Annotated in this window: 17 protein-coding genes; 10 read left to right on the forward strand and 7 right to left on the reverse strand. The window is 33.8% G+C overall.

Annotated elements, in window-relative coordinates:
* Positions 1–29 precede the first annotated feature (29 nt).
* Complete coding sequence (locus EU95_RS06075; protein WP_032521780.1) at positions 30–641, forward strand: nucleoside triphosphate pyrophosphatase; 612 nt, start codon at positions 30–32, stop codon at positions 639–641.
* Positions 642–700: 59 nt separating this feature from the next.
* On the opposite strand, the gene psbC is transcribed toward EU95_RS06075, so the two are convergent.
* Together psbC and psbD are read right to left on the reverse strand one after the other, a co-directional pair.
* Positions 701–2083 (reverse strand): photosystem II reaction center protein CP43, encoded by a 1383-nt coding sequence (gene psbC / locus EU95_RS06070; protein WP_032521781.1) that lies wholly within the window; start codon positions 2081–2083, stop codon positions 701–703.
* Positions 2067–3143 (reverse strand): photosystem II D2 protein (photosystem q(a) protein), encoded by a 1077-nt coding sequence (psbD, locus tag EU95_RS06065; protein WP_032521782.1) that lies wholly within the window; start codon positions 3141–3143, stop codon positions 2067–2069. Before psbD ends, psbC begins: the two co-directional genes overlap by 17 nt.
* A 182-nt stretch (positions 3144–3325) precedes the next feature.
* On the opposite strand from psbD, the gene EU95_RS06060 reads away from it, so the two are divergent.
* Entirely contained in the window at positions 3326–3883 is a 558-nt protein-coding gene (locus tag EU95_RS06060; RefSeq protein ID WP_032521783.1) for a photosystem I assembly protein Ycf4, read from the forward strand.
* A gap of 41 nt (positions 3884–3924) precedes the next feature.
* A complete protein-coding gene (locus EU95_RS06055; protein ID WP_342665516.1) occupies positions 3925–4536 on the forward strand; it encodes a peptidylprolyl isomerase in 612 nt (203 codons plus the stop codon).
* Here the strand turns inward: EU95_RS06055 and ilvN are convergent.
* Together ilvN and EU95_RS06045 are read right to left on the reverse strand one after the other, a co-directional pair.
* Complete coding sequence (gene ilvN / locus EU95_RS06050; RefSeq protein WP_012008031.1) at positions 4533–5057, reverse strand: acetolactate synthase small subunit; 525 nt, start codon at positions 5055–5057, stop codon at positions 4533–4535. The two genes, EU95_RS06055 and ilvN, sit on opposite strands and share 4 nt — an antisense overlap.
* Positions 5058–5060: 3 nt before the next feature.
* Complete coding sequence (locus EU95_RS06045; RefSeq protein WP_032521785.1) at positions 5061–6002, reverse strand: alpha/beta fold hydrolase; 942 nt, start codon at positions 6000–6002, stop codon at positions 5061–5063.
* Between the two features lie 92 nt (positions 6003–6094).
* Between EU95_RS06045 and petM the strand changes: the two genes are divergently transcribed.
* The 4 genes from petM (at position 6095) to infA (ending at position 7836) form a co-directional block, all read left to right on the forward strand.
* Entirely contained in the window at positions 6095–6193 is a 99-nt protein-coding gene (gene petM / locus EU95_RS0108800) for a cytochrome b6-f complex subunit PetM (RefSeq protein WP_032521786.1), read from the forward strand.
* A gap of 57 nt (positions 6194–6250) precedes the next feature.
* A complete protein-coding gene (locus tag EU95_RS06040) occupies positions 6251–7213 on the forward strand; it encodes an NAD(P)H-binding protein (RefSeq protein WP_032521788.1) in 963 nt (320 codons plus the stop codon).
* Positions 7214–7264: 51 nt separating this feature from the next.
* Complete coding sequence (locus EU95_RS06035) at positions 7265–7477, forward strand: hypothetical protein (RefSeq protein ID WP_032521789.1); 213 nt, start codon at positions 7265–7267, stop codon at positions 7475–7477.
* 92 nt (positions 7478–7569) lie between these two features.
* Positions 7570–7836: a translation initiation factor IF-1 gene (gene infA, locus EU95_RS06030; RefSeq protein WP_025906690.1), complete on the forward strand. Its 267-nt coding sequence runs from the start codon at positions 7570–7572 to the stop codon at positions 7834–7836.
* Between the two features lie 9 nt (positions 7837–7845).
* Here infA and trxB read toward each other — a convergent pair whose 3' ends face one another.
* From trxB to EU95_RS06015, 3 genes are all read right to left on the reverse strand, one after another.
* Complete coding sequence (gene trxB / locus EU95_RS06025) at positions 7846–9222, reverse strand: thioredoxin-disulfide reductase (RefSeq protein ID WP_032521790.1); 1377 nt, start codon at positions 9220–9222, stop codon at positions 7846–7848.
* 79 nt (positions 9223–9301) lie between these two features.
* On the reverse strand, positions 9302–9526 hold the full coding sequence (locus EU95_RS06020) for a hypothetical protein (RefSeq protein ID WP_032520345.1): 225 nt from the start codon (positions 9524–9526) through the stop codon (positions 9302–9304).
* A gap of 154 nt (positions 9527–9680) precedes the next feature.
* Positions 9681–10259 (reverse strand): hypothetical protein, encoded by a 579-nt coding sequence (locus EU95_RS06015; RefSeq protein WP_032521791.1) that lies wholly within the window; start codon positions 10257–10259, stop codon positions 9681–9683.
* Between the two features lie 127 nt (positions 10260–10386).
* On the opposite strand from EU95_RS06015, the gene EU95_RS06010 reads away from it, so the two are divergent.
* From EU95_RS06010 to EU95_RS0108805, 3 genes are all read left to right on the forward strand, one after another.
* Entirely contained in the window at positions 10387–11517 is a 1131-nt protein-coding gene (locus EU95_RS06010) for an NAD(P) transhydrogenase subunit alpha (protein WP_032521792.1), read from the forward strand.
* Positions 11518–11529: 12 nt separating this feature from the next.
* Positions 11530–11823, forward strand: a complete 294-nt coding sequence (locus EU95_RS06005) for an NAD(P) transhydrogenase subunit alpha (RefSeq protein WP_032521793.1) — start codon at positions 11530–11532, stop codon at positions 11821–11823.
* A gap of 8 nt (positions 11824–11831) precedes the next feature.
* Positions 11832–12544: NAD(P)(+) transhydrogenase (Re/Si-specific) subunit beta (locus tag EU95_RS0108805; RefSeq protein WP_032521794.1), on the forward strand; the 713-nt coding region annotated here is incomplete at its 3' end.

Raw genomic sequence — 12544 nt, forward strand, 5'->3', positions numbered from 1 at the left:
AAATTGAATTATAATTTGGTAAAAAATTTGTGTTAATTCTAGCCTCTACTTCCCAATCTAGAAAGAAATTACTGGAAAATTGTCAAATTGAATTTATCCAAATATCGAGTGGCTTTGATGAAAATTCAATAAAAGAAAAAAATATATTGAAATTAGCTCTTGAATTATCTTTTCAAAAGGCTAAAAGTTTATCTGAAAATATTCAAAAAATATCATGGCCAGAAGAATATAAATGCGGCCCTTTTGAAATCCTGGGATGTGATTCAATTTTTGAATTTAAAGGAGAAGCTTATGGAAAACCATCTAATAAAGAAGAAGCATTTATTAGATGGAAAAAAATGTCTGGAGAATTTGGATTGTTACATACGGGGCATACTCTAATAATCGGAAATTTTGATTCAATTTCCAATACTTTTAAAATCACTAAAATTATTAAAAAAACAGTAAGTTCAAGAGTTTATTTTTCTAAGTTGGAAGATTGGGAAATCAAAAGTTATGTAGATACAAACGAACCTTTATACTGCGCAGGTGGATTTGCTTTGGAAGGTATAGGCGGTAAATATATAGAAAAAATAGAGGGTTGTTTCAGTAATGTGATGGGGTTGAGTTTGCCATGGCTCAGAAAAAATTTATATAAATAAGAAAATTGAGCAAAAAAAAACCCTATCAATAGATAGGGCTATTTTGAAATGAATAGAAATTAATCTAGATCAGGCATTTCTAGAGCTGGTTCACTCTTTCTGTCGATTCCTTTTTCGAAACCAGCAGCGGCTGCTCTAGCACGTCCAGCATGCCAAAGGTGACCGATGAAAGTAAACCATCCTAGGAAGAATTGAGCTGCAGCTAACCACTGTCTTAGGTTAACGAAGTTAACAGCATTGGGCTCTGTAATGATTCCACCAACAGAGTTGATAGAAGCGTTAGGAGCATGAGTCATATATTCAGCTGCTCTTCTTACCTGCCAAGGCTGAATATCATTTTGGATTTTCTCAAGGCTCAATCCATTAGGTCCTCTTAGAGGCTCTAACCATGGCCCTCTGAAATCCCAAAATCTCATTGTTTCACCACCAAATATAATTTCACCAGTAGGAGATCTCATGAGATACTTACCTAGACCTGTTGGTCCCATTGTTGAACCTACGTTAGCACCAATTCTTTGATCTCTCACAAGGAAAGTAAAGCTTTGAGCCTGTGAAGCTTCAGCATTTGTTGGGCCATAAAATTCTGAAGGGTAAGCAGTATTGTTGAACCAGATGAATGTTGAAGCAATAAAACTTGCTACACAAATTCCACCAAGAGCATAACTTAGTAGTCCTTCACCATTCCAAATAAATGCTCTTCTTGCCCATCCAAAAGGTTTTGTGAAAATGTGAAATAAACCACCAATAATGGCAGTAATACCAACATAAACATGTCCACCAACAATATCTTCAATAGAGTTAACACCGATTATAGAACCAGCTCCTCCCCATGGAGATCTGAATAGATATCCAAGGATAACTCTAGGATCTAATGTTGGGCTGACTAGTCTAACTTCTCCACCACCTGGTGCCCATGTGTCATAAGCGCCACCTACAAACATCCAGTTAAAAACGAAGAAAAGAGCGCCGACTCCTAAAACAATTAGGTGATAACCCAATATATTAGTCATCTGATTCTTATCTCTCCAATCTGTAGAAAAGAAAGGGAAGTCTTGTTCAAGTTTTTCAGGACCGGCTAATGAGTGATAAACACCACCAAATCCTAAAACTGCTGAAGAAACTAAATGCATTACACCTGCAACAAAGAAGGGATAAACATCAGTAATTTCGCCACCAGGGCCAACTCCAAAACCAAACATTGCTACGTGAGGCATACAAATTAAGCCTTGTTCCCACATTGGTTTATCAAATGTGAAATGACTCACTTCGAATAGCATCATTGCACCGGCCCAAAAAACTATGAGGCCAGTGTGAGCAATATGAGCTCCAAGTAAACGGCCAGATAAATTAATTAATCTGGCGTTACCTACGTACCAAGCGTAACCAGTTTCTTCAATACTCTGGTTAGGGGCTCTAAGTAAACTATTAAAGGGCGTTTCCACGTGGTAGAACCTCCTCAGGGAATACAAAGTTTTCGTGTGGTTGATCCACAGAAGACATCCATGCTCGCATACCTTCGTTCAAAAGTATATTTTTTGTGTAGAAAGTTTCAAATTCTGGATCTTCTGCTGCACGTATTTCTTGGCTTACGAAATCATAAGCTCTTAAGTTTAGTGCTAAGCCGACAATACCGATTGAAGACGTCCACATACCCATAACAGGTACAAATAGCATCAAGAAATGTAAGAAACGCTTGTTTGAGAAAGCAATACCGAAGATTTGACTCCAGAATCTATTCGCTGTAATCATTGAATAAGTTTCTTCTTCTTGAGTTGGATCAAAAGCTCTAAATGTTGAACTTTGAACCTTACCATCTGTATAAATACTTGTATCTTCATACAAAGTATTTTGTACTGTAGCTCCATGAATAGCGCAAAGTAAGGCACCACCAAGAATTCCAGCAACTCCCATCATGTGGAATGGATTTAAAGTTATATTGTGAAAACCTTGAATGAACAGTATATAACGGAAGATTGCTGCAACACCGAATGAAGGTGCGAAGAACCAACTATGCTGTCCTAAAGGATAAATAAGGAAAATACTTGTAAATACTGCAATTACCGCTGAGAAAGCTAATGCGTTGTATGGTCTAATTCCAACAAGGCCAGCAATTTCAAACTGACGAAGCATAAAACCAATAAGGCCAAATACTCCATGTAATGCAACGAAGTTCCAAAGACCACCAAGTTGTAGCCATCTTACGAAACTACCTTGGGCTTCAGGACCCCATAAAAATAGAAGACTGTGTCCCATGGCATCACCAGGGGTACTTACAGCTGCTGTTAAAAAGTTACAACCTTCAAGGTAGGAGCTTGCAACTCCGTGTGTGTACCAAGAGGTAACAAATGTTGTTCCGACGAACCAACCACCTATAGAAAGATAAGCACAAGGAAGTAAAAGTAGTCCGGACCAACCAATAAATACAAAGCGGTCGCGCTTCAACCAATCATCGAGGACATCAAACCATCCTCTTTGTGGGGCGCTACCAACTGCGATCGTCATGAGAAATCGTTTTTTAGCTTCGGGATACGCAGTGACTTTAACAAAGATTTAGAGTAATGTGGGGAAATATTTGTATATCTGAAACGCCTTGTAAAGCTTTCCTGACTTTTTTATTAAAAAATAGGTAAGAATACTCCCTAAGTTTGTTAAATTATCTGAATTAGGTTCAAAAAAGATAAAAAATGAATTCAGATCTCAGGTCTTTCGATAAAATCGAACAAAAAATTGATGGATCAAGAAAAATTTCAAATTATATTATTGGAGGAATGCTAACAATAGGAGGTATTGGGTTTCTTTTGGCTTCTTTATCTAGTTATACAGGAAGGGATCTACTTCCTCTTGGAAACCCTTCAACCTTATTATTTATACCTCAAGGAATAATAATGGGAGCATACGGAGTCATAGCCAATTTACTAAATTTTTACTTGTGGTATTTGGTATACATAAACTTTGGTTCAGGAAGTAATTCGTTTGATAAATCCACACAATCTGTAGAAATAAAAAGAAAAGGATTATTTAAAGATATTGAAGTTAAATTGAATTTCGATGAAATTAAATCAGTTAAGTTGGATATAAGTGAGGGATTTAATCCTAGAAGAAGAATTGCTTTAGTACTCAAAGGTAGAAAAAAACCTCTTCCTCTTAGCGGAGCAGGTCAACTTAAACCATTGCTCCAAGTTGAAGAAGAAGGTGCTCGTCTGGCTAAGTTTTTAAATGTTAATTTGGAGGGCCTAAAATAAAAGGAAAATATTTTTTAAAAACATTATCTTTTATTCAATTTTTGTTTTTGGTTCAAGCTTGTAGTTTTAAAAATGAGATTGATTCAAGTTATTACTGTCAAAAACTTAAAATTAGTTGTATCCAAGTTAATAAGATTGTTTATTTTAAAACTTCAAAAGGTAATTTTGAGGTTAAATTATTTGGCGAAGATAACCCTGTAACAGTATCTAATTTTCTAGATAACATAGGCAAAAATATTTATAAAAATAAAAATTTTTACAAAATAATTAATTATCCTCAACAGAAATTTATACACGGAGGTGTTTATCCAGAAAATAATTTTAATCTTGAACAAAATCAAAAAATAAATAAGACAAGTCCCTCAATTCCTTTAGAAATAAAATTTAAAGATGAAGTTAAACCAAGATACAACTATCAAATAAAAGATCCTAATGAAACTGAAAATTTGGTAAATACTTTTGAGAGTGGTTCAATTGCTATGGTTAAAAGAGGGAAAAGTAAATCCTCCTCTACAGAATTTTTTTTTGTAACTAGTAAGATTCCAGAATTAGACGGAAGATACTCCATTTTTGGAGAAATTATTAATGGATTAGAAGTACTTGAAAAAATTAATAAAGAAGACTATATCAAGGAAATTAAAATATCTAATTAAATTTCTAGAGAATATTTGTTGATTTTCAACATTTCTGTATTAACTCCTGAAGAGCGCTTAAGAGCAACTTTGCCAGTCCTTGCTATTTCAAGAATGCCATAGGGCTCAAGTAATTTCTCTAAAGCAACTAACTTGCCAGGATCTCCAACAACTTCAAGTGTTAAAGCTATATCTGAAACGTCTACAACTTTTGCTCGGAATATTTGGACTATATCTAAGATATTGCTTCTTGTATCTTCTTTTGAAGATACTTTCAGTAACATTAATTCTCTCTCAACAGCAGCGAGATTGGTAAAATCTACAACTCCCAGAACATTAAATAATTTATTAAGTTGCTTAGTCATCTGTTGAAGAGTTTCATCATCTCCTTCTACAACCATTGTTAATCTTGAAATCCCTTTCGATTCCGCAGGGCCTACAGCAAGGCTATCTATATTAAACCCTCTTCTGGCAAATAGACCTGAGATTCTACTCAAAGCTCCTGATTCGTCCTCTACAAGAACTGATAATGTATGTTTCATATTTTAAAAGGTTTTTAAATCCCTAATCCATTCATAAGAGATTCTATTGAATACTGAAGGATCTTCATCATGGATACAATGACCTGAATTGGATACTATTTTTAATTTTACCCATCTATGGAAATTTGCAATCTTTTTACCAACAAACAAAGGAATGAAATTATCTTTTGCTCCCCAAATCAACAAAAAAGGAACTTTTTTTGAGGCACTGAGTTTTCTCAAAAGGTAAGAAGCTTGAAATTTTTCATCCCTTGAAGACATTCCAATGCACATTGCCCTTAGTGATCTAGCTGAAGTTCGTCTTAAAACTGGTTTGGTTACTAAATCTATAAGTTCGCGATCAATATTATCTTTTTTGAAATAGGCAGAATTTAATCCCAGTTTTATAACTCCTAATTTGGTTATTAAAAACAAAATAATCTCCAAAGGGAAAAACATAAAAAATATTCTTATGCATCTATCTTGAAATTTTTTAAATGATGATTTTTTTGTTATCAATTTTTTATTTTCTTTTATTTGATCTGGCAAAGGAGATGCAATAACTGTTGCAATCTGATCCTCTAATGAAACAGCACATGTTAAAGCAACTAGTGATCCTAAAGAATTACCAATAAGAATTACTTTCTTAGAATTCTTTGGTCTTATCACCTGTGTAATAAAGTCTTTCACTTGATTAGACCAAATCTCATTATTTAATTTTCCAATTTGTCTAATCCCAGGTTGATCTGAATCCCCAAATCCTATTAAATCCAGAGAATAAGAGGCATAATTCCTTTTCGCAAAATATTCTAAATTTTTCCTCCAATGTTTTCGACTAGCGCCAAATCCATGTAGAAATATAATTGGAATTTCATTATCTTCACCTGCAACACTCCAGCAAATTTTAAAACCATTCCAATTCCAGTAATTAGGAATGTTTATTTTTTTTTTAAAATTATTGTTCATATATTCAAAATTTTCAAGATATTTGCATTATCTACTTTTTTAACAAATAAATGTATATTGAATGTAAATTATAGTAACCAATAAATTTTACTATGGCTAAAGAAATTTTTAGTATTGCAGCAGTTTTTTGGGTACTGATACCAATAGGATTGATTTGTGGTGCTTTGTTATTAAAGTTTCAGGGAGATTGATTCTCACGAATACATCTCAATTTGAGTTATGGTCTAAAAGTTAAGTAAATCTTAAATATGAAGATTCTTTTAGTAGGAGCAACAGGGACACTTGGCAGACAAATAGCGAAGCAAGCTATAGAAGATGGACATGAAGTAAGATGCTTTGTAAGAAACCCAAGAAAAGCTTCTTTTCTACAAGAGTGGGGTTGTGAATTAACTAAAGGTAATTTGTTAAATTCTTCTGATATTGAATATGCATTGCAAGATATTGAAGTAGTTATTGATTCAGCGACTAGTAGGCCAGATGATCCTAAAAGTATTTATGAAATAGATTGGGATGGAAAACTTAATTTATTTAATGCCTGTGAATCTCTAAATGTAAAAAGAGTAATATTCCTTTCTATTCTTTTAACAGAGAAGTTTAGAAATGTTCCTTTGATGGACATAAAATTTTGCACTGAAAGACTTCTTGAGAAATCTGATTTAGACTATACAATTTTCAAATGTGCAGCTTTTATGCAAGGAGTTATTGGTCAGTTCGCCATCCCAATTTTGGATAGTCAAGCAGTATGGATGAGTGGAACTCCAACTAAAATTGCTTATATGAATACTCAAGATATGGCTAAAGTTGTTGTAGCAGCAGTAAATAACCCAAAAACTCATAGAACATCATTGCCATTAGTAGGTCCCAAAGCATGGGATTCAAACGAAGTTATATCCTTATGTGAAAAATTTAGTGAAAAAAAAGCAAAAATTTTTAGAGTTTCCCCTTTCCTAATTAGTATCACTCAAAAAGTAGTTTCCTTTTTCCAAGATTCTTTAAATGTTGCTGAAAGATTGGCTTTTGCCGAAGTAACTAGTAGTGGTGAATCATTAGATGCTGACATGAGCAAAACTTATGAAATATTGGAACTTAAAAAAGAAGATATGACCTCCCTGGAGAGTTACATAAAGGAGTACTACCAACAAATACTAAAAAGATTAAGGGAAATGGAAGCAGATCTAAATATTGAAGAAAAAAAGAGATTACCTTTTTAATATTGCAATTTTAGACTTGTATAGTATATTTGTACTATATATAAAACTTTTATGTCTGTTTCTAAATCTAAAAACCTTGAACGAAAACTAGATATTTTTGCAAAAGAAGCAAAAAATGAATTGAATAATGTTTGTGGATCTTCATTATGGGAAAGCCTTGGGTTTGTTTTTTTTGATCAATTAGAAGATTCTGATAAAATTGCGAAAGCAAATTTTTACTATGGTCAACTTCAAATAATTAATGAAATTAAATTTTCAATTTGAATTGAAGTTCACATTTTTATTTATGTAATTTTTCTTAAATCAATTTTGGCTAATCTTTTTCTGATAATATGAACTTAGTACAAGATTAATTAATGATTGAAACTTCAGGTGTGATAGAAAAAGAGCAGGGGAATGGATTTTATTTGGTTACCTTAGAACAACCTGAAGGACATCAATGTTTATGTAGAGCTGCAGGTAAATTAACTAAATTTAGAATTAAATTATTAGCTGGAGACAAAGTGTTAGTTGAAATAAGTCCTTATGATCTTTCTAGAGGAAGGATAACTTATAGAGAAAGAAATGCGGGTGGTGCGAGACCTACTACTAATAAAAATAATCCTAAGAGAAATAATAAATAAAAGGTTACTTTAGATAATATTTTTTATCGCTTCTTTAAACTCACTCCTTTGCTTAACACCTTGCCATTGTTTTTTTAATAATTTTTCTTTAAAAAGTTGTACGGTTGGTGTTCCTTTAATACCAGCTTGTTTTGCGATATCTTGATCTTTATCAATATCTATTTCAACGCCAAGCACTGCACCATCAAGTTCTTTAATTACTCTTTTTAACTGTGGTTTCAGAACATGACATGGGCCGCAGCTTGGGGAACTAAAAATTACTAATAGAGGTTTTTTGCTCTCGTGATAAAGTTTCCTTAAAGCATAACTGCCTTTTTGCCATTCAGAATTTGAATCGAAAGTATCTTCATTAACTTCTTCTTCATGAAAATCTGATGAATTGAGTTTTTTATCTGGTTCGGGTGTTTCTCTGACTATAGTTTTTGCCAAGTTTTTCTCTGCTAGCCACCTTTCGGTAGCTAATGCCGCCATGCATCCAGTTCCTGCAGCGGTAACTCCTTGTCTCCACTCAGAATCAACAACGTCACCAGCTGCGAAAATGCCTTGAATAGATGTTTCTGGTCTTCCTGATTTGCAAGCAATATAACCTTTATTATCTAAATCAATCTTGTTGCCTAAGAACTTGGTATTTGGTGTGTGTCCTATCGCGTAAAAAAGACCCTTTATATTGATTTCCCCTTTACCTTCTTTAGAGTGAATAGTTTCTATTTTCTCAAGCCATTCAGAACCATCAGCTTTATTAACTTTTGTGTTCCAATGGATTTCTATCTTTGGATTAGCTTTTACTCTATCAACCATTGCTGCGCTAGCCCTTAGTTTTTCTGACCTAACAATCAAATGTACTTTGCTGCCATACTTTGTGAGGTATGCTGCTTCTTCACATGCAGAGTCGCCTCCTCCTATAACAGCTAATTCTTCATCTCTGAATTGTGGAGTCGCTCCATCACAAATTGCACAAGCACTTATTCCTTTACTCCAAAATTTATCTTCGTTTATCACTCCTAATCTATTTGCACTTGCACCAGTTGCAATAATAATTGAGTTAGCTTTTATAGTCCCTTCTAAAGTTTTTAATTCAAAGGGATGTGAATCAGTATTTATTGAAACAACATCACTTTCATATAAATTAGTACCCCATCTTTCTGCTTGAGCCTTCATTAGATCCATCAATTCAGGACCTAGTACCCCATCTGGAAAACCTGGATAATTTTCAACAAATGTTGTAGTCATTAATTGCCCGCCAGGAATTCCACCAGAATTAAATCCTGTTACGAGCAAAGGTTGAAGATTTGCTCTTGCTGCATATATTGCAGCTGTATAACCCGCAGGACCTGATCCTATAATTACAACATTTTCTATGTTAGATTTTTTTTCTTTATTTTCCATTTATTTACTTATTTCACTACCAATAATAATCAACTAACCCAAATAATGTAGGGCGGATTTCACTCGAATGTTTAATTATTTAATCGTTGAATTTATGGTCTAATAATTTTTTTAATTCCTTTGGGAAATTTAAAACAGAATCTTTTAAATTTTCATTCTTTTCTCCAATATGTAATATCCACTCTCTGAATTCTTCAGCTATTGCATAGCTATCTTCGTATCTTTCTAGAGTATCCATCGCAGAAATTCTATTGGTAGCCCAACATGTTGCAATATCAATCCTTTTTCTAATGAAATTGTCCATTGAAATCTAGAAGTTGTATATAGATAAACACATTAAAAGGGATATGTATTGTCTAATAAGTTACAACTTTGTACTTCCAAACAATAATTTAATCTTTAATTTATATTTGAACCAAATTTCTTGGCAATTATAAAGAAAATATAAAGATATAGGGTTAAACTGCCTCACTATGATTTGCGAGTAGCCTTTCAACTTCTTCAAAACCATCTCTAGCTGAATTTATTGCAAGTTCCTCGCTAACTTTTTCTTCTGATATTAATTTTGCTGATACTTTCTTTAAAAGAGTTTCTTTCTTCTCTCTCAGTGAACAAACTATTTCTTCTTCAATGATAGATTTTATTGCTTTAGAAATTATTTTTTTATCATTTGCTTCCTCAAATGTGCCCTGGACTAATTCTTGAATAAATAACCGATGCACCTCACTACTCCTTAAAAAGCTTTCTGTGGCATTAATAATTCCTTCAACAAGAGCTTCATCAGGTTCGGAATCATTTTCTGCCAGCTTAAATTCCCAATCTAAATGCCTTCTTTGCCAACCTGCCGAGTGGAGACTGGGCATTACTGTCTGTGAATAAGTATCAACTGACATTTCATAAATTCTCTCTGCTAATTTCTCACACCAGTCTTTACCATGTTTTTCTAGATTTTTCTGCATAGCTTGTCTTGGTACAGCATGACCACCATGATGACTATGACATACTCCATCGGGACATTCGATTGCTTTTATACTCATTGGATTATTTAGTACCTACATATTCTAGATAGCTATTTTTTATAGAAAAGAAAATATATTTTTAACAAATATCCAAGACTTTTGACTTTATTCAATTTATATTTAAAATGTTAAAAAAAAAAATAAATTGACAAAGATACTTATTCCTTCCGAAACAAGCTCTGGTGAGAGGAGAGTTTCAGCTACACCAGAAGCAGTAAAGAAATTAAAAAGCCTTGGATGTGATGTTTATATTGAAACTTCAGCAGGAAAATTATCAGGATTTAGTGACTTATCATATGAAGAATCGGGCGGAATAATAATAAGTGACTTTGATCAAAAAATTTGGGGTGAAGCGGACTTAATTTTTTGTGTTCAAACTCCATCAGAGGATAATTTAACTAAATTAAAAAAAGGCGCTATTCTTCTTGGTCTTCTTAACCCATACGGTAATAAGGAGCTTCTCAGGATTATAAGTAATAATAAGATTTCAGCTTTATCACTAGAGTTGCTTCCAAGGATTAGTAGAGCTCAATCATCTGATGTTCTTTCTTCACAGGCTAATATCGCTGGATATAAAGCAGTTCTTTTAGCTGCAAGTGAGTTAGATAGATATTTCCCAATGCTTATGACTGCAGCAGGCACAGTTCAACCCGCAAAAGTAGTTGTTCTCGGTGGAGGCGTTGCAGGATTGCAGGCAGTTGCCACAGCAAAAAGACTTGGTGCAATAGTATTTGTATCTGATATTAGACCTGCTGTTAAGGAACAAGTAGAGTCTCTCGGAGCAAGATTTATAGAACTTCCTGAAGTGGATGAAAAACCTGGAGAGGCTGGAGGTTATGCAAAAGCTGTCACAGCTGAATTCCTTTCAAAACAGAAGGCTACGCTAACTAAATATTTATCTGAAGCTGATGTTGCTATATGTACTGCGCAAGTTCTTGGTAAAAAGGCTCCTGTTTTAATAGATTCTCCCATGATTAAAAAAATGAGGCCTGGTGCAGTAGTGATTGATTTGGCAGTTTCTCAGGGAGGTAATTGTGAAGGAACAAAATCAAATGAAACTATTATTAAAGATGGGGTAAAACTGATAGGAGCTGGCGAATTGCCAGCATCAGTTCCCTATGATGCAAGTTCACTTTATGCTAAGAACTTAACATCTTTAATTACACCTTTTATAAAAGATGGTGTAATTAAATTAGAAAAAGAGGATGAACTCATTTCTGGATGTTTATTAAGCGATGAAGGAGTTGTTCTTCAAAATAAAGTTTTTGAAAATTGAGGTTTTAAAATTATGTCTTTTATAAGTCTTCTTTGGGTTCTTTTACTTGGTAGTTTATTAGGCCTTGAGTTAATTGGAAAAGTTCCTCCTACTCTTCACACACCTTTAATGAGTGGAGCAAATGCAATTTCAGGAATAACAATGTTGGCAGCATTGACTTTGATTGTTAAAGCAGAAGGTAACATTCCACTTTTAATCATTGGTTCAATTTCTCTTGGATTTGCTCTTTTCAATGTTGTAGGCGGCTTTTTTGTAACTGATCGAATGCTCGCGATGTTTAGTCGTAAACCATCAAATAAAAAGTAATTTTTAGTATGAATCTACCTGTAATCATTAAATTCGTTATTGACCTTCTAGCTGTACTTTTACTGGCTTTGGGAATAAAAGGATTGTCAAAAGTAAAATCGGCGAGAGATGCCAATAGATTAGCTGCATTCGCAATGTCGCTATCAGTAGTAGGATTGCTTTCTTATTATTTGGGTACATCTGGAATTGCGATTCAGTCTTGGATCTGGATAATAATTGGATCAATTGTAGGTAGTTTATTCGGAGCAATACTCGCAAAAAAAGTACCCATGACTTCGATGCCTGAGACAGTTGCATTGTTCAATGGTTGTGGAGGAATGTCTTCGCTTTTAGTGGCATTGGGAGTAGCTATTTTTCCAATTTCAAATAGTTTAGAAAAAATTGATTTTTTCAAGTCACTGATTAATGAGGTTTCTATATCTGTTTCTATATTTGTAGGTGCCATAACTTTCACAGGTTCAATTGTGGCAATGGCAAAGTTACAGGGTTGGTTGTCAACTCCAGGATGGACACAGAGCAAAGTTAGACATTTTGTAAATATTGTTTTTGCAGTTGCTTCCTTGATAGCCTTTTTTGACTTGATAAACGGCAATACAAATTCAATTTGGCTTTTAGTTATAGTTTCTTCTTTATTAGGTATCGGAGTTACCTTGCCAATTGGTGGAGCAGATATGCCAGTTGTCATATCTTTATTAAATAGCTATTCAGGGATTGCAGCAGC

The sequence above is a fragment of the Prochlorococcus marinus str. MIT 9201 genome (genome assembly GCF_000759955.1).
GTDB lineage: Bacteria > Cyanobacteriota > Cyanobacteriia > PCC-6307 > Cyanobiaceae > Prochlorococcus_A > Prochlorococcus_A marinus_G.